The sequence below is a fragment of the Staphylococcus sp. HMSC072H03 genome (genome assembly GCF_001809305.1).
GTDB lineage: Bacteria > Bacillota > Bacilli > Staphylococcales > Staphylococcaceae > Staphylococcus > Staphylococcus hominis.
This window is the reverse complement of sequence record NZ_KV796900.1, coordinates 97912-115417: the sequence shown is the minus strand read 5'-3', so window position 1 is coordinate 115417 and position 17506 is coordinate 97912. Positions and strand designations below refer to the sequence as shown.

General features: G+C 32.3%; 13 protein-coding genes, 1 pseudogene and 1 riboswitch. Of the genes and pseudogenes, 7 read left to right on the top strand and 7 right to left on the bottom strand.

Features of this window, described 5'->3' with window-relative positions:
• Positions 1-67 precede the first annotated feature (67 nt).
• Both HMPREF2578_RS08500 and HMPREF2578_RS08495 read right to left on the bottom strand, forming a co-directional pair.
• Positions 68-2629 carry a DUF2309 domain-containing protein gene (locus HMPREF2578_RS08500; protein ID WP_017175186.1) on the bottom strand — a complete coding sequence of 854 codons (2562 nt, stop codon included), beginning with the start codon at positions 2627-2629 and terminating at the stop codon, positions 68-70.
• Positions 2630-2644: 15 nt separating this feature from the next.
• Positions 2645-4144 carry an NADH dehydrogenase subunit 5 gene (locus HMPREF2578_RS08495; protein ID WP_017175185.1) on the bottom strand — a complete coding sequence of 500 codons (1500 nt, stop codon included), beginning with the start codon at positions 4142-4144 and terminating at the stop codon, positions 2645-2647.
• Between the two features lie 788 nt (positions 4145-4932).
• On the opposite strand from HMPREF2578_RS08495, the gene HMPREF2578_RS08490 reads away from it, so the two are divergent.
• The gene (locus tag HMPREF2578_RS08490; protein ID WP_228451900.1) at positions 4933-5460 is read left to right on the top strand and encodes a phosphatase PAP2 family protein; all 528 of its coding nucleotides are present in this window, start codon (positions 4933-4935) and stop codon (positions 5458-5460) included.
• A 100-nt stretch (positions 5461-5560) separates the two neighbouring features.
• Here HMPREF2578_RS08490 and guaA read toward each other — a convergent pair whose 3' ends face one another.
• The 4 genes from guaA to xpt form a co-directional block, all read right to left on the bottom strand.
• Positions 5561-7102: a glutamine-hydrolyzing GMP synthase gene (gene guaA / locus HMPREF2578_RS08485; RefSeq protein ID WP_017175183.1), complete on the bottom strand. Its 1542-nt coding sequence runs from the start codon at positions 7100-7102 to the stop codon at positions 5561-5563.
• A gap of 146 nt (positions 7103-7248) precedes the next feature.
• Entirely contained in the window at positions 7249-8715 is a 1467-nt protein-coding gene (guaB, locus tag HMPREF2578_RS08480; RefSeq protein ID WP_017175182.1) for an IMP dehydrogenase, read from the bottom strand.
• Between the two features lie 38 nt (positions 8716-8753).
• Complete coding sequence (gene pbuX / locus HMPREF2578_RS08475; RefSeq protein WP_017175181.1) at positions 8754-10022, bottom strand: xanthine permease PbuX; 1269 nt, start codon at positions 10020-10022, stop codon at positions 8754-8756.
• Positions 10019-10600 (bottom strand): xanthine phosphoribosyltransferase, encoded by a 582-nt coding sequence (gene xpt, locus HMPREF2578_RS08470; protein ID WP_017175180.1) that lies wholly within the window; start codon positions 10598-10600, stop codon positions 10019-10021. Before xpt ends, pbuX begins: the two co-directional genes overlap by 4 nt.
• Positions 10601-10807: 207 nt before the next feature.
• Positions 10808-10910, bottom strand: a riboswitch (purine riboswitch).
• A 213-nt stretch (positions 10911-11123) separates the two neighbouring features.
• On the opposite strand from xpt, the gene HMPREF2578_RS08465 reads away from it, so the two are divergent.
• The 4 genes and pseudogenes from HMPREF2578_RS08465 to HMPREF2578_RS08450 all read left to right on the top strand — a co-directional run bounded on the left by HMPREF2578_RS08465 (position 11124) and on the right by HMPREF2578_RS08450 (position 14781).
• Positions 11124-11531 carry a YflT domain-containing protein gene (locus HMPREF2578_RS08465; RefSeq protein ID WP_017175179.1) on the top strand — a complete coding sequence of 136 codons (408 nt, stop codon included), beginning with the start codon at positions 11124-11126 and terminating at the stop codon, positions 11529-11531.
• Positions 11532-11746: 215 nt separating this feature from the next.
• Positions 11747-12406 (top strand): hypothetical protein, encoded by a 660-nt coding sequence (locus HMPREF2578_RS08460; protein ID WP_037541624.1) that lies wholly within the window; start codon positions 11747-11749, stop codon positions 12404-12406.
• A 128-nt stretch (positions 12407-12534) separates the two neighbouring features.
• A pseudogene (locus tag HMPREF2578_RS08455) lies at positions 12535-13033 on the top strand (DNA-binding protein); the annotation flags it as partial.
• A gap of 356 nt (positions 13034-13389) precedes the next feature.
• Positions 13390-14781 carry an L-cystine transporter gene (locus HMPREF2578_RS08450; RefSeq protein ID WP_017175682.1) on the top strand — a complete coding sequence of 464 codons (1392 nt, stop codon included), beginning with the start codon at positions 13390-13392 and terminating at the stop codon, positions 14779-14781.
• Between the two features lie 56 nt (positions 14782-14837).
• Here HMPREF2578_RS08450 and HMPREF2578_RS08445 read toward each other — a convergent pair whose 3' ends face one another.
• Complete coding sequence (locus HMPREF2578_RS08445; RefSeq protein WP_048762491.1) at positions 14838-15593, bottom strand: NADPH-dependent oxidoreductase; 756 nt, start codon at positions 15591-15593, stop codon at positions 14838-14840.
• A 155-nt stretch (positions 15594-15748) separates the two neighbouring features.
• Between HMPREF2578_RS08445 and HMPREF2578_RS08440 the strand changes: the two genes are divergently transcribed.
• Positions 15749-16528 carry a 2-keto-4-pentenoate hydratase gene (locus tag HMPREF2578_RS08440; RefSeq protein WP_017175680.1) on the top strand — a complete coding sequence of 260 codons (780 nt, stop codon included), beginning with the start codon at positions 15749-15751 and terminating at the stop codon, positions 16526-16528.
• A gap of 402 nt (positions 16529-16930) precedes the next feature.
• Positions 16931-17500 (top strand): alkyl hydroperoxide reductase subunit C, encoded by a 570-nt coding sequence (gene ahpC / locus HMPREF2578_RS08435; protein ID WP_002447989.1) that lies wholly within the window; start codon positions 16931-16933, stop codon positions 17498-17500.
• The last annotated feature ends 6 nt before the right edge of the window (positions 17501-17506 follow it).

Here is a 17506-nt window from a genome sequence, read left to right as displayed (position 1 = left end):
GCTATAACAAATCTCCTAATGTTTAATTAACATTAGTGTATCATTTTTTAAATTAAAATCGAATAGCTTACCAATCTTTAAAACTACCCTTTTCATCAATACTTGCAAGACGTACCCATTGATGATCGACTTTTTGTTTAAACTTAATATTATCATTAAGTAAACGTTGTATATAACGATCTGGTGCTTGAATCACGACTAATAATCGAATTGGAGCATGATAAATTTTATTGTCCCCTGCCATCACAGACTGCCATGGCAATCCAGCTAATAAATCACTTGAATTCCCTTGCATAACGCCAACACCAGAAGTGACAGATTGTGTTGTTTTATTACCGCTACCATAAAAATGTGGTGCCACTGTAGAGGCATAATACTGTAGGTTAATCCACTGTGCAACGAGTGCTGGACCAGAAATAATTGTATTTAGTAATTGACCATCAGGATCTTTCGCATAATCATAATTATGTAAAAATGCACGTCCTTCTAAATTACTACCTTCTGTAATACTTCGTTGCCCAATAATAAATTCTGCATTACGTGCTAAGCCCCATTCTGGACGGATTTCGCTCCAATCATTTGCAAAGCGATGTGCTTCCGCAATTGGATGTTTCAATTCTCTATCGCTTAAACGAGGTAATTGAGCAAGACGTTCTAAATTTGCATGATAACTTACACGTGGCATGGCTTCTTCTAAAATATCAAATGCTTTCTTTGCTTCTGATGTTAATGAGGGAACGTAAATCCATTCTAATTCATCAATTGATGTTTTATGTTCTGCAGCAACAAATACTGTCTCATCCGGAATATGAATGCCTTCAGCGGCTAACCCTTGACGTACTAAAGGTAAATTGCACATCATGGCAAGTAATTTCGCATTAAATCCACTTGAAGCTCCTCCACAAGCACCACATTCTAATGATGCATGGTAGGGATTATTGTTTGTTTCGCTTCCATGCCCTCCAAGTACTACTAATGGCGCAAAATTTGTAGTTAAATCCATTAATTGTAACGCTTGTTTCGTAAAAGCAATTTGTTCTTCTTCAGTAAATCCAACAGGCAAATCACTATGTACATGATGATCTCTATCAATCGTTAGCTTAGCATTCGGTTTTTTTAACCAATTTTTAGTCAATTTACGAATAAATACGCCTGTTTTCTTTGGCATTAATGTACTTGCAAGTGTATTTAAACTTAAAAATGGCCCACTTAATTCTGGCAATAATAAACTAGGTAGCACATTATTTTTCATTAATTTAAAAGTATAAAACATGGATGTAATGGAATGTTGCTGTTGATTATACGTATTTAATGCATGTCGCTCTGCATATTCTTTAATAGTATATGCAGGAGGTACCATCACTGGTAAAGAATCATGACTAAACTGTTCATCTAATGCTTTTTTTCGTATAGGTAAACCAAAGAAACCTGCAATTCCTATAGTTTCAAATGGCCCTTGATTTTCTAAATGACGACGAAATGGTTCAGAACGTACATCGATACAAAATGCAAGTTGTACTTTTGTAGGTTGTTTGTCACGCTTGACCGATTTATCGTAAATCATCTCAACAAGTTTGCGTTCGTGAGTTTCTTCCCAAGCTTCTAACCATAATTTCTTGAAGTATAATGGATTAAAATCATGAGCAAACTTCAAGTGTTCAATTTGACCCTCAATAGACATCTCAGCCCATTCATCAATCGTCATTTCACCATAATATAACCATTTACTCACAAGTTCTTTTATTCTTTTTTCAACATTTAAGACTGCCGGACGGCTCATTTTTTCAGTATCTAATAGAATACATTCCATTGTAAGGCGTATTGCAAGATATTGAGTTAATAAGTCTTTTTCATGTTCATGTTTTTCAGCACGATAATACATCATACCTGCCCAACCTGGTAACGATAAAAGATGTCCAGTTAAATAAAATTCATATTCATCTTCAGCAATATCTAGATGATTAAGTGCCATGATTAATGCGTCTTCATAGTTGTGTGGCAACATCTTAATCATTTTACGTTGAGTTTTAGTCAACATTGGATCATATTTCGCTAAATGTAACCAGGCTACATAGAACCCTTCTTCGCGTTTAGGCATTGTCCAACTTGATTGGAAAGTATCTAAATATAATTTTGACCATTTAATAATATGAGTATTTAACTCATCCATTAAAGATTCGCCTTTAGCATTAAATGCATTTGCACTTTTTGAACGTGCATAAGCAAATGACTCATTTTCGAATACTTTTTTGAGTTTTGAGACTTCTAATTTCAGATAGGCTTCTTTAGTAATTAAATCTCTCGGAATATCTTTAATATTCATAGCATTTTTGCAGTACGTATCCACATGAGTCTTAGGAATATCCGTCTTATAAGATTGAATAGCTTGTTGTACTTCTTCTTCAACGATATGTTTATCAATCTCACCATTTTCAAGCGCCGTCATTACAGAAGCATGGCTTGGATATAAATCAATATCACGCACATGTTTAAACCATTGTGCAACTTGATCAAAGGTTTGATACTCAAGTTCTTCCCATGGATTACGTGCTGCAAAGATTGAAATTGGTGAAAGTGGCGTAATCACACGACGTGCAGATTGAACAACGTCTTCTATATTAATAGTCATGTAAATGTTCACCTCTTATAAATATTTCTTTAAATAATTTGGATGGCTTTCTACAGATTTAAATTTAGCTTCTCCAATTTTAATTAACCATAAGTAAACTTTAGCAAAGGCTGTAGATGTACGATGGCGAGCGACCCAAATACTAAAAATACTACCTAGCACTAAAATTGCAATACTAATGATAATACTAATTAACGGTGGATGGGCAGGAGCCATATATACATGATGGAGTATATTAACAAATACTTGATGAGTCATAATATAAACCATTGCAACAACTACAATCATTGTAATACCTATAAAGCGTCCCATTACTCCTTTATTTAATGCTACAAGTTGATTCCATGATACAGAGATAGACCAAGCTAAGATAAATGCACTAATCAAAATATATGGGCTATGGTTACTTGTCATAAAAAATACAATTGCAATAATCAATGCAAGAGCTCTTCCAAGTATTATCCATCCATATGATTTCTTAATATTAGGTGGAGTTGGTATATTAAATCGTCTGACAACTGAGCCTGATTGTAAGAATAATGTAGCTTTAAATATACCATGCAATATTAAATGGATAATCGCAGCTGAATAAACACCCATTGCACATTGAACGAGCATAAAACCCATTTGACTCATCGTTGATCCAACAAGTTGTCGTTTATAATCAACATGTACTAAACTAATGCCCGAACCAATCAATACTGAAATACTAGAAATAATTAATAATATTGTAAGAGCAATAGAATTATCAAATATCGGTGAAAAACGCGTTAAAATAATGCCCCCCGCATTAACTATACCGGCATGCATAATAGCTGATACAGGTGTAGGCGCAACAACTGATTCAATTAACCAACTCTGAAATGGATATTGCGCAGCTGGAATAATAACAGCAACAACAAGCAATAAATCAATAACTAATTTTAGACCATGATTTAGAGCATAGTCATAATTTTGAGAAGGATCGATTGTCCATTCTCCTGTTCCTATGTATAGCAAAATAACCGCAATTAATAGCGCTAACCATCCAATAATAAAGGAACGTGCAGAAACTTTTGCTGCCTCCGCTGGAACTTTCCAAGTTTTATTCAATCTAATTAGTTGCGTTAAACAAAATAACGTTAATCCCCAGCATAAAGTCATTAAACGTAAGTCATTGCTTAACCATCCTAGTGAAGCAAAAACAGTTATAAATGTATATAAAGGAAAATACTTACGATAATTGTGATCTCCTAATAAATAACGCGTTGAAAACTTTTGAATAATAAAACCTAACGCTAAAACAAAAGCACCTACTAACCAAGCAAGTTTATCTAAGGCAAATATGCCAATAACTTCTCTTTCATTTATAGTCACTAACCCTACAATACCTACAATAACTGGCAATAGAAGTAAAGCTAAGTGAAATCTTATGTATTTAACTGGAACTGAGGGGATTAAAACAATCAACCCACTTAACGCTGCCATAATAAGCGTTATAAAAAATAATATAAGTAAACTACTCATACTTAACATTATCATTCCTCCACTTTTAAACTGTAACCTATATATAACTATTGCTTATAATATAATAAAACACCTACAATAGTTTAGTTTTATCCTATTAAAAAGGACGACTATCTATTGTAGGCTTCTTTTATGCTCATTCAATATATTTATTAATGCTCTTTAAGCAACCTATAATTTAGATTTAAGTACATTAGTTTTACCCTTCAATTAAACAATAAAGTAAATGATACTTTTTGCCTCATTGCTTGATATAAACCTATGTATAATTTAATGCATATTAAATACAATATATGAAAATATCAACTAAAAGTCAAATTTCTAATATATAAAAAGAGTTTGAGACGATAAAGTATGTCCCAAACTCTCACGGATAAAATGAATTTACTTCATTACTTATAAAATAACATATTTTGTTCAATATTCATGTAACAATTCTGTGAAAACGCTTAATTTTTTTGTAAAGTTTTTTAATATTTTATTTGCTTTTTTTGAATAATGAAGGATGACTATCATATTTTTGTGATTACCTTAGCTTTTTTGTCTTTAAATTTATTTTAATATTAAATCATTCTTTGTATCGATAACTTTAGCGCTTTAACAAGTTAAACTAGATTAAAATAAAGAAAGGTATAGTACTGATGCAAAATAAACAATATACATTAACCATTTCATTTATAATAAGTAGTCTCATTTTTTTAATAACTATTTTTTCGGTTTTTACTAAGTCGTTATGGACACATATATTAGATTTACAATCATTCTATTGGTTCTTAAACACATTTGGCGAACCAAAAATGAATTTCAAAGGTAATTGGTTCAATGACTTTATGACGTTTCTAGCATCATACGGTGATATTGCAACCTTTATTACCCTGACCCTTATCATCGCAACTATTGTTTTAATTAAGCGACGCTTCTTATTAGCAATATGGTTACCGACAACAGTAGCTTCAGCAGGTATCATAGGTATTGCGTTAAAAGACATCATTCATCATTCAAGACCTTATGATCACTTAACAATTGATGCAGGATTTTCATTCCCAAGCGGACATGCTTTAACAAGTACGATTGTTATTTTTGCTCTTATTTTTGTACTTATCCCTAAATTAGGAACTATCTGGGTAAAACGCATAATAAATACGGTGTTAATTGTAGTATGGTTAGGTATTTTATTTTCAAGATTATACTTCCATGCTCACTATCTCACTGACGTAGTTGGCGGCATATTTTTTAGTTTTTCATGGTTATTCATATCATTGATGGTGTATCAATATATTCTTCAAAAAGTACACCATAGAACATCATTACAACAAAGACGATAATCATTTCAATCAAAAAGAAATTAGCATAAACGTCCAAATTATTGAATTTAATAAAAAAAAGCGAGCATTTCTCACGAAAATGCTCGCTTTTTTTAATGGGCTACTCCCATTCTATAGTGCTTGGTGGCTTAGAAGTAATGTCATAGACGACACGGTTTACATGGTCTACTTCATTAACTATACGACTAGAAATTTTTTGTAATACTTCCCAATCGATACGTGCAAAATCACTTGTCATACCATCAATTGATGTTACAGCACGAATACCTACTGTATGATCATACGTACGATAATCACCCATAACACCTACAGATTGAATACCTGGTAGTACTGTGAAGTATTGCCAAATCTCTCTTTCAAGACCTTCTTCTCGAATCACTTCACGTAAAATCGCATCAGATTCACGAACGATTTCTAATTTATCTTCCGTAATTTCACCTAACACACGAATACCTAAACCAGGACCTGGGAATGGTTGTCTCCATACTAAATGTTCAGGGATACCTAATTCAATACCTAAGGCACGAACTTCATCTTTAAATAATGTATTAATAGGTTCAATCAATTCAAATTCCATGTCTTCAGGTAATCCACCTACATTATGATGAGATTTAATTGTTTGCGCTGTTTTTGTACCTGATTCAATCACATCTGTGTAAAGTGTACCTTGTGCTAAGAAATCAACATCTGTTAATTTAGCCGCTTCATCATCAAACACATATACAAATTCATTACCAATGATTTTACGTTTTTTTTCTGGATCAGAAACGCCTTTTAGTTTTTCCATAAAACGTTCTTTGGCATTTACACGAATAATATTCATATCAAAGCCTTCACCGAATTGTTCCATTACCATATCGCCTTCGCCTTTACGAAGTAAACCATGGTCTACAAAAATACATGTTAATTGATCACCAATGGCCTTATGCAATAATACTGCAACAACTGATGAATCTACACCACCGCTCATGGCACATAATACTTTACGATTGCCTACACGTTCACGAATTTTTTCGATTTCAATTTCAATGAAGTTTTCCATTGTCCATTCACCTGTACAATTACATACACGACGGACAAAATTTCTTAGTAAATCATTACCGTATTCTGTATGACGTACTTCTGGGTGGAATTGCACACCATAAATACGACGTTTTTTATCTTCGATAGCAGCATAATTTGTACTTGGGCTATCAGCAATAACTTCAAAACCTTCAGGAATTTCAATGACTTTATCTGAATGACTCATCCACACTGTTTGTTCTTCTGGTAAACCAAAGAATAACTCATCAGATTTTGCTTTAATAATTGCTTTACCATATTCACGTTCATTTGCACGTTCAACTTTACCGCCTAATAGTTTGGTTGTAAGTTGCATACCGTAACAAATACCTAACACTGGAATACCTAAATTATAAATTTCAGGATCAATCGTAAATGAACCTTCTTCATAAACAGAATTTGGACCTCCTGAAAGAATAATACCTTTAGGATTCATACGTTTAATTTCATCTATAGAAATTTCATGATCGTGTAATTCACTGTAAACGCCCATTTCACGAATACGACGTGTAATTAACTGGTTATATTGACTACCGAAATCTAAGACAAGAATTAACTCTTGTTCTTTAGCCATTTCCATAATAGTAAATCTCCTTTAAATTAATTTATGTAAACAATAGAAAGACGCTTTTCATATTTATAAAGACAATAAATAATTTCAACCTCTATAAACAATTTATAGAAAAGCGTACTTTCTTAATTTAATCGCTTCTTGCTCACCTTACATTAAAATGAATAGTTTGGTGATTCTTTAGTAATTTGTATGTTATGTGGATGACTTTCCGCTAAACCTGCAGGGCCCATACGTGTGAATTGTGCTTCTTCACGCAATACTTTTAAGTTTGGTGAACCAGTATAACCCATACCAGCTCTTACTCCACCCATAAGTTGATAAATGGTATCTTGTAATGGTCCTTTATAAGCTGTGCGACCTTCAATACCTTCTGGAACAAATTTTCTAGGAGATTTATCTTCTTGGAAGTAACGATCATTTGACCCTTTTTCCATGGCTCCAAGAGAACCCATTCCACGATATACTTTATATTGTCTACCTTGGAAGACTTCAGTAGCGCCTGGGCTTTCTTCAGTACCAGCTAATAAGCTACCTAACATAACAGCATGACCACCAGCCGCTAATGCTTTAATAATATCACCAGAGAATTTAATACCACCGTCAGCAATAATCGCTTTACCATGTTTACGTGCTTCAGTAGCACAGTCATATACTGCAGTAATTTGTGGTACACCTACACCTGCAACGACACGTGTTGTACAGATTGATCCTGGTCCAATACCTACTTTAACCACGTCTGCACCTGCTTCAAATAAAGCGCGTGTCGCTTCAGCAGTTGCAACATTTCCTGCAATAATTGTAAGGTCAGGATATTTATCTTTCATTTTTTTGACTTGCTCAATCACACCTTTAGAATGTCCATGCGCTGTATCAATAATTAACGCATCTACTCCTGCTTCTACAAGTTTTTGTGCACGAATTTCAGTATCTTTAGATGTACCGATAGCTGCTGCTGCAAGTAAACGGCCATGCTCATCTTTCGCTGCATGAGGGAATTCAAGTACTTTTTCTATATCTTTAATTGTGATGAGACCTTCTAAACGACCATTTTCTACTAATGGTAATTTTTCAATTTTATGCTTTTGAAGGATTGCTTCTGCTTCATCTAATGTTGTACCAACTGGAGCTGTAATTAAATTTTCTTTAGTCATCACATCTGAAATTTTAATTGAGAAATCTTCAATAAAACGTAAGTCACGGTTTGTAATAATACCAACGAGTGTTCTTGATTCTTCATCTTTTACAATAGGCACACCTGAAATACGATATTTACCCATTAATGCTTCTGCTTCATAAACACTTTCATCTGGTGTTAAGAAGAATGGATTCGTAATAACACCATTTTCTGAACGTTTTACTTTTTGTACTTCATCAGCTTGCTCTTCAATGCCCATGTTTTTATGGATGACACCTAAACCACCTTGACGTGCCATAGCAATAGCCATTTTAGATTCAGTTACTGTATCCATACCAGCAGAAATAACTGGAATATTTAATTTAATTTTATCTGATAATTCTACGCTTAAATCAACATCATTTGGTAATACGTCTGATGCAGCTGGAATTAACAAAACATCGTCAAAAGTTAATGATTCTTTAGCAAACTTATTTTCCCACATTTATAACACAGCCTCCATTTTTTATATAGTTAATCTTATTATTTCACATTTTCGTCGTTTTGTTTATACTTTATACCGTTAAAAAAGAAATTAAGAATAATAGCAGAGATTGCTCCTAAAACAATACCATTTTGAGTTAACCAAGCGAACTGTTCTCCTAAAGCTTTAAATGCTTGAGGTACAGCACTAATTCCTGTACCAAGTCCGACTGATACAGCAATAATTAATAAATTATTTTGATTTTTGAAATCAATATTTCCTAAAATACTTACCCCATAAGCCATTACCATACCAAACATAGCAATCATTGCACCGCCTAATACAGGTAAAGGAATAATATTAGCCAGAGCACCTAGTTTAGGTATACAACCACTTATTAAAAGTAAGACTACCATTCCGTATATGACTTTATTTTTCTTAGCTCCAGAAAGTGAAACAAGTCCTACATTTTGCGAATAAGCTGTATAAGGGAAAGAATTAAAGATTGATCCTAAAATGATGGCTAGACCTTCCGCAGTGTAACCTTTACGAAAATCTTTACGTTCTAGCTTACGACCAGTGATTTCACTTAATGCATGATATACACCAGTTGATTCAATCAGACTTACAATTGCTACAATTGTAAACACTAATGTTGCACCGAAATCAAAGCCAAATCCTGAGAAACGGAATGGTCGTGGAATACCGAGCCAATGTGCGTCACCAACTTGGCTAATATTAACTAATCCAAAGATACTAGCCAATATAGTGCCTATAACTAAACCAATCAAAATTGCAATAGATTTTAAGAATCCCGTTGTAAATCGTTGTAATAGTAAGATAACAATAAGTGTCACTCCACCTAAAATTAGATTTTTAGGGTTACCATAATCTTTAGCGCCTTGACCACCAGCAAGATAATTCATAGCAACGGGCATTAAGTTAATTCCGATAATTGTAACTACACTACCTGTAACAACAGGTGGGAAAAATTTAACTAAATAAGAAAAGAATGGAGCAATGATCACAACTAAGATACCTGATAGGAACAATGATCCATATAACACGTCTAAACCTTTAGTCTGTCCAATTAAAATCATAGGTGCTACAGCAGTAAATGTACATCCTAAAACAATAGGTAGCCCTGTACCAGTAATCTTATTTGCTTGTAAAAATGTAGCTACTCCACACATAAAAATATCTACTGTAATTAAATAAGCAATCTCTTCAGGTGAGAATTTTAAACTTGTTCCTACAATGATAGGTACTAAAATAGCACCTGCATACATTGCTAATAAATGTTGTACACTTAAAATTAAATTTTTCATTCATCTTCACCTAGTAAAGTCACTTTATTCCCTGTTAAGGAAGCAACTTTACATAATGAAGAAACAGTTAAACCAGCCTCTTCCAATCTTTGTCGTCCATCTTGGAAACTTTTTTCTACAACAATTCCTATGCCTACTGTTTCTGCTTTAGCTTGTTGTGCAATGTCGTACAATCCAAGTGAAGCATCACCATTTGCTAAGAAATCATCAATAATTAATACTTTATCTTCAGACCCTAAAAATTCTTCTGATACAATCACTGTACTTGTTTTATTTTTAGTAAATGAATGGATATCAGTACTGTAAAATCCATCTTTTAAAGTACTTGGCTTTGCTTTTTTTGCAAATAAGCATGGCACATCGAAATGTAATGCAGCCATGATTGCAGGAGCAATACCGGAAGCCTCAATAGTTAAAATTTTCGTAATCCCTTTATCCTTAAATTGTTTATAAAATGTTTGACCCACTTCATACATTAATTTGGCATCAATTTGATGATTTAAAAATCCATCAACTTTTAATATTTTTTCATCAATGACTACGCCATCTTCCTTGACTTTTTGTTCGAGCGCTTCCACTTCAAAACCTCCTAAACTTTATATAAAAAAACCCGAAACTTTTATCTAGTTTCAGGATCTATAAGTGAACAAGTACGATACACATTCATTTGTAACTTAGAAGTAAATAATTTAGATTTATAGATGATAAACACTACTTTACATTATACAAATGATAATATAGTATAAGACATCTTAGCCAATCCTCAAACTTCTCATTAACTTCCTTACCTTTGTACTTGAACTCATAGTCGCGTTGTTTATGGCAACACGGTAGAAACTTCTAAAGCCATATTCTTCAGATTATATGAGCAATATAAATTATTTAATGATAATAGCAAATTTTAAGCTTATTTTCAATAACTGATGGAGAGTTTATCCTTGTAATCACACTACTTATAAATGTAAGCGTTTAATATCATATAAAAAAACTGTATTTGTAAAACACATATGTTTAATTATATAATTATATAGAAACGTTTTATATCTATTCATTAGGGTATAAGTATTTAAAAGTAGCATGAAATGATGGAGGACGATGAATATGCCAGATATTACAGTTATAGATAATGAAAATCAAATTTACAATGTGATTGAAAAGAAAAAAGCAGAAGGATATTCAGAAAATGAGATATTTGTTATCAGTAAATCTAAATTACATTTAGATGATTTACATAATTCTCAAGTAACACTTATAGCAACAAGTGGTTCATTCAGTGATCGCATGTCACGCTTATTAACCGGTGAAGATGGTGAAGAAGCTGTATTGAATAATTTCAAACTATCTGATAACCAAGCAGAACAATATAAAAAAGATATGCTTGATGGCAAATTTTTAGTAATCGCTAGAAAAGACGCTTCTTCACATAATGAAGTTGAAAAAAACAACGCAGCTTATGAAGAAGTTGATATCACTCATTACGCTAATGAGTCTAAGGGTCCAAAATCTTAAAAATAAGTTTAACCATTCATTGTATTTATTCATGTCGATTGTTAAATGAATATAATTTCTTACAAATTAACAGTCAAAAATTAATATATGCTTCTTTCAAAGTAAAGTGTGAATCATTTATAACTTTGAAAGAAGTTTTTTAATATATTTTGTATTATGATGTGCTACTTTACAAATGTGCTATACTTAAAAAAATATGATGCGGGGAGATCGCTATGAAATTTCACACTATTCATTCTTTAGAAGACGCTTATTATCAAAAAGCCGTCGAGTTTTATAATAAACAATTAGATGTTGATTTTTTTGAAGACAGCATTATCACAAAACGGTCCTTACAGAATAATAAAACAGAAAATGATTATGTTTTGATTGTTGGTATTGAGAAAGAAAATATAATCAGTTTGGCTACAGCGCACTACGAGGCAACAACAAATTCAGCCTTTTTAGTCCACTTATTAGCTGTAGTTGATTCAAACTATGATGAAATCATATCTCAAACTTTAAATGAAGTTGAAACTCACCTAAATATATTATCTAATAAAGTACATGCTAGAGATATTAACTTTTTAATGATTGAAGTCCCGAAACTTGATAATAGTATATTAGATAATCAATTAATTAAACGACGTCATCATACCTTATTAGAAAATGACTTTGAACAACAATATGACATTGATTATTTGCATCCTAACTATACGTTTGAAGAAACACCTATACGTACTGACTTATTTATTAAATCTAACATTGAACTTACAAAAGACATCTATCCTGCTAGTGTGAAATCTAATTATATTCTCAAATATGTATTTGCGAATGGAATTTCTAGAGATATTATATACCCCCTTTTAGAAAAGATGAATTTACGTTTACCTTGATAGAACACTTGAAAAGCGCGATATAAAAGGTTAAACTAATATGCGAGGTTAGACTGACGTGTCACTAACCGAAGACAAACGTCAGTGTAAATGAACAATATTCTATAGATACGAAAGGACTTCAAATTATGTTAACTAAAGAATTCGCTCAACGTGTCAAACTAAGTGAAAAACAAGTCCGCAAAATCGTCCAACATTTAGAAGAACGAGGATATCAACTTAGTAAGACTGAATATCGTGGTCGTGAGGCTACAGACTTTAAAGAAGAAGATATTGAACTTTTCCAAGATATTGCAGAAAAGGTAAAACAAACAAATAGCTATGATTTAGCTTTCGAAGAATTAGAAAAAGAAAAAGATTTTTTACAAGTTATCGTTAAAGAAGACCAACAACAGTTACCAGCTGATCAAGGCGTCACACAATTGGTAGAAGACTTACGTACGGAAATACAAAAAATGCGTGAAGAACGTCAAATGTTAGGTCAGATGATTACTCAAGTTCATCAACAGCAAAATGAACTTAAAGAATTACAAAGTCAAATTACTGAAAAATTGAAAGCAAATAATGAGTCATTAGCTGCCATCCAAACATCACAACAAGCCATTCAAACTGCTCAAAAAGAACAATCTGATTATACTAAAAATAACTTAGTTAAAGAAATTAATGATAACAATCAACAAGCGATTGATAATTTAAAAGAACATCAAACTTATGTTTCATCTTCAAATGAGAAAAAAGGATTCTTAGCTAGACTATTTAATCTTTAATGTAACAATTGTATATAGTGCTATTTACTAAAACAGGATTGAAATTAAAAAGATTTCGATCCTGTTTTTTTGTTTTAATACTCATTTAGTGTCTATTTATAATTAATTTGTAAAAATATTTAGTAATTTATGTTATTTAAAGTATTGAATTATTATATATTTAATACTATTCTTATGAAATGTGTCGGATTTAACTAATAAAAGGAGAATCATTATATGGGAACATTATTTTCAATTATTAATATTGTCATAATGTTGATTTTCATTATCGGCTTATTCATTATGGCTAAAAAACATGTATCATTCCCTAAACGAGTCTTTACCGCTCTAGGATTAGGAATTGTATATGGTATTATTTTACACCTTATTTATGGTGTTAATTCTAAAGTGCTTGAAACTACAACTGATTGGTTTAGCATCGTTGGAGATGGCTATGTGACATTATTACAAATGATTGTTATGCCTCTTATTTTTATTTCTATTGTTTCAGCATTTAGTAAGATACAAATTGGCGATAAATTTGCTAAGATAGGTTCTTATATTTTTATGTTTTTAATTGGTACTGTCGCTATTGCAGCCGTTGTAGGTATTTTTTATGCCATTGTATTTGGCCTTGATGCTTCAAGTATCGATTTAGGTAGTGCAGAACATGCACGAGGAAATGAAATTAGTAGTGAGGCGAAGCAACTTACAGCGAATACACTACCACAACAAATTCTTGAATTATTACCAAGCAATCCGTTCTTAGATTTTACTGGTCAGAGAACAACTTCAACTATTGCAGTAGTAATATTTGCCATTTTTGTAGGATTTGCATACTTACGTGTTGCACGTAAACAACCTGATAATGGTAGCTTATTAAAACGTGGTATTGATGCTGTTTATGCTCTCATCATGTCAATTGTTACCTTTGTTTTAAGATTAACTCCTTATGGAATTATCGCAATTATGGCTTCTACAATTGCTACAAGTGATTTTGCAGCAATTTGGACATTAGGTAAATTCATGATTGCATCTTATGCAGCTTTACTTACAATGTATGTTATTCATTTAATTATTTTAGCGATTATGGGAATCAACCCTATTCGTTATGTCAAAAAAACACTTGAAGTACTGATTTTTGCATTTACATCACGTTCAAGTGCAGGAGCGCTTCCTTTAAATGTGCAAACTCAAACGCAACGTTTAGGAGTACCTGAAGGTATTGCAAACTTCTCAGCTTCATTCGGCTTGTCTATTGGCCAAAATGGATGTGCTGGTATTTATCCAGCAATGCTTGCTATTATGGTTGCTCCTGTTGCTCATGTTGACATAGATATACCATTCATTCTTACACTAATTGCTGTTGTAGTTATTAGTTCATTTGGTGTAGCTGGCGTTGGTGGCGGTGCAACTTTCGCTTCAATTCTTGTATTATCAACTTTAAACTTACCAGTTGCATTAGCGGGTGTATTAATTTCTATCGAACCAATTATTGATATGGGTCGTACTGCTCTAAATGTCAATGATTCTATATTAGCAGGTACTGGTACAGCACATTTAACAGGTAACTTAGATAAAGAAAAATTTAATTCTAATCATTATGGAGAATTATCCACAGAATCATAAATAACAAGAGAGGCAGAATTTCGAACAAATTCTGCCTCTCTTTTTTCGGTTTTATTTTATCTTTTCATTAATCCAGATTTATTTAATTGCTCTAACATATCCAATCGTGCTTTTCCACTTAAAAATCCAGCAACTTGTTGAGACCAGGTTTCATTTCTCACACCATTTGTACGGTCTTGATAGTATTTACTAACCATTTGATCATAAGCGTTTAATGTTTCTTTTTGTTGTGCTTTATTACTATTATAGACATTTTTATGGAAGACATGTCCAAAAGGTAAACGTGGTTTTGGTGATCCATTTTCATCCTCAGCTGGCTCCCCTATAGCCATACCAAATAGAGGGAAGGCATATTCAGGTAAGTCTAAAATCTCACGTACACGTCCGACATCATTGCGAAGCGAACCTAAGTATACAATGCCATAGCCCATATCTTCAGCTGCTAAAGCAATATTTTCTGATACTAATGCAACATCAATGGCACCAACTAATAAGCCCTCAGCTGACTCAAATGACGTCTCCATGTGTTGTTCTACATCTTCATTAATAAGACTATGACGATAATAATCTAAAACAAATACGAATAAATAGCCATTATCTACCACATAATGTTGTCCTGATACTTCTTTGAGTTCTGCTTTAATTTCTGGGTCTTCTACTCCAATAATTGAATACGTTTGTAAATAACTAGATGTTGAAGCACTTTGCCCAGCTTCAACTAACTTTCTAACAACGTCTTCACTTAAAGGTTGATCTTTAAATTTTCGAACTGAATGATGTTTTTTAGCTAATTCGTAAACATAATCTGACATTAAGTCCACTCCTTTTTTAATTACTGAATATATGTTAACAATTTATATTTTATTTTTCTTCTAAATTGCCCTTTATTTTAAATTAAGATTTGCATGCTAAACTAATTAAAGTTATCATAATAATGACAATTTTCAGATATCAAAGGAGAGATACTATGACTCACGCTAACAAAGAAGTTTCAACAGCCTTATATCAAGCTTTTACATCAAAAAAACCGATTGATTTTATCAGTTCCTCTTTTGAACTAAATGAGTTAGAAGCCTATCACACACAAGATGATCTCATTAATCAATTAAAAAATAAGCAAAAATCAGAAATTAAAGGTTACAAAGTAAGTATGACAAGTGCCGCCACTCAAGCCATTGCCAATACAAATGAGCCTGCGTACGGTACTATTTTATCTACTCAAGTAGTCGAAGGTGGTAACTCTATCTCATTATCAACATTATTTGATCCATTACTTGAACCTGAACTTATCTTTGAATTAACTGCAGATTTACCAGAGAATGCAGATGTTCAAACCATCTTAGAAAGTGTAAAAGTAGCTCCAGGTATTGAAATTCCTGACGCACGTTATAAAGATTGGTTCCCTAACTTTGCTTTATCAGATTTAATTTCAGATAATACTGCAACAGGTTTAATTGTGGTTGGAAAAAGAGTAACACCTCTTGATTACAAATCGTTTGCTGATATTAACTTAAAGTTATTTAAAAACGATCAAGAAATTGAAACAGGACATTCTAGTGACGTACTAGGAAATCCTATTGAATCTATAAAATGGTTAAATAAAAAATTACATTCACATGGAAAACGTTTAGAAAAAGGTCAATTTATTTCTTCAGGTACATTTATTTCACCACTACATTTAGAAAAAGGTATTTATATTGCTGAATACGAGAAAGTAGGAAGCGTAAAAGTAGAAGTCAAAGACTGATTTTAATAAAATAATATTGAAAATACTTGATACTCTCTTCAGATTTATATGTTTCATAGCGTAACTTGAAGAGAGTTTTCATCTATTATTTTTGATTTCCATTATCAAATACTTTCCTTTAGTTGAGAATAGATTTAAGCGAAAAGATGTATTTGTATTTACAATTTACATTTTTTAATTAGGAAAAATAAACCTCACAATATCTTAAAAAAGTTAATATTTTTTATATAAACCTTATTATATCAGTGCTTTATAATGTTTTTCTTACTTTTAAGTATATTATGTTGACGAAATAAAATCTACATGTAATAATATTAATCAAGAGATTAGAATTATTATAAATAAGCAATAATTATTATGTAGTTCTAATTAATATTCGATAAATCAGGAGGAATTTAAGTTATGTCTTTAATTAATAAAGAAATCTTACCTTTCACAGCTCAAGCATATGATCCTAAAAATGATGAATTCAAAGAAGTAAGCCAAGATGATTTAAAAGGTTCTTGGAGCGTTGTTTGCTTCTATCCAGCTGACTTCTCTTTCGTATGTCCAACTGAATTAGAAGATTTACAAAACCAATATAGCCAATTACAAGATTTAGGTGTTAATGTATTCTCAGTTTCAACTGATACTCATTTCGTACACAAAGCTTGGCACGATCATTCAGACGCAATCAGCAAAATCCAATACACTATGATTGGTGACCCTTCTCAAATCATCACTCGTAACTTCGATGTATTAGATGAAGAAGCAGGTTTGGCACAACGTGGTACATTTATCGTTGACCCTGATGGTGTAGTTCAAGCAGCAGAAATTAATGCAGATGGTATTGGCCGTGATGCAAGTACATTAGTAAATAAAATCAAAGCCGCACAATACGTACGTCAACATCCAGGTGAAGTTTGCCCAGCAAAATGGGAAGAAGGTTCTGAATCATTACAACCAGGATTAGACTTAGTAGGTAAAATTTAAGGAGGC

Coding starts and splice junctions, on each gene's coding strand:
- HMPREF2578_RS08500 (WP_017175186.1), bottom strand. CDS start 2,629: ATGACTATTAATATAGAAGACGTTGTTCAATCTGCACGTCGTGTGATT.
- HMPREF2578_RS08495 (WP_017175185.1), bottom strand. CDS start 4,144: ATGTTAAGTATGAGTAGTTTACTTATATTATTTTTTATAACGCTTATT.
- HMPREF2578_RS08490 (WP_228451900.1), top strand. CDS start 4,933: ATGAATTTCAAAGGTAATTGGTTCAATGACTTTATGACGTTTCTAGCA.
- guaA (WP_017175183.1), bottom strand. CDS start 7,102: ATGGAAATGGCTAAAGAACAAGAGTTAATTCTTGTCTTAGATTTCGGT.
- guaB (WP_017175182.1), bottom strand. CDS start 8,715: ATGTGGGAAAATAAGTTTGCTAAAGAATCATTAACTTTTGACGATGTT.
- pbuX (WP_017175181.1), bottom strand. CDS start 10,022: ATGAAAAATTTAATTTTAAGTGTACAACATTTATTAGCAATGTATGCA.
- HMPREF2578_RS08465 (WP_017175179.1), top strand. CDS start 11,124: ATGCCAGATATTACAGTTATAGATAATGAAAATCAAATTTACAATGTG.
- HMPREF2578_RS08460 (WP_037541624.1), top strand. CDS start 11,747: ATGAAATTTCACACTATTCATTCTTTAGAAGACGCTTATTATCAAAAA.
- HMPREF2578_RS08450 (WP_017175682.1), top strand. CDS start 13,390: ATGGGAACATTATTTTCAATTATTAATATTGTCATAATGTTGATTTTC.
- HMPREF2578_RS08445 (WP_048762491.1), bottom strand. CDS start 15,593: ATGTCAGATTATGTTTACGAATTAGCTAAAAAACATCATTCAGTTCGA.
- HMPREF2578_RS08440 (WP_017175680.1), top strand. CDS start 15,749: ATGACTCACGCTAACAAAGAAGTTTCAACAGCCTTATATCAAGCTTTT.
- ahpC (WP_002447989.1), top strand. CDS start 16,931: ATGTCTTTAATTAATAAAGAAATCTTACCTTTCACAGCTCAAGCATAT.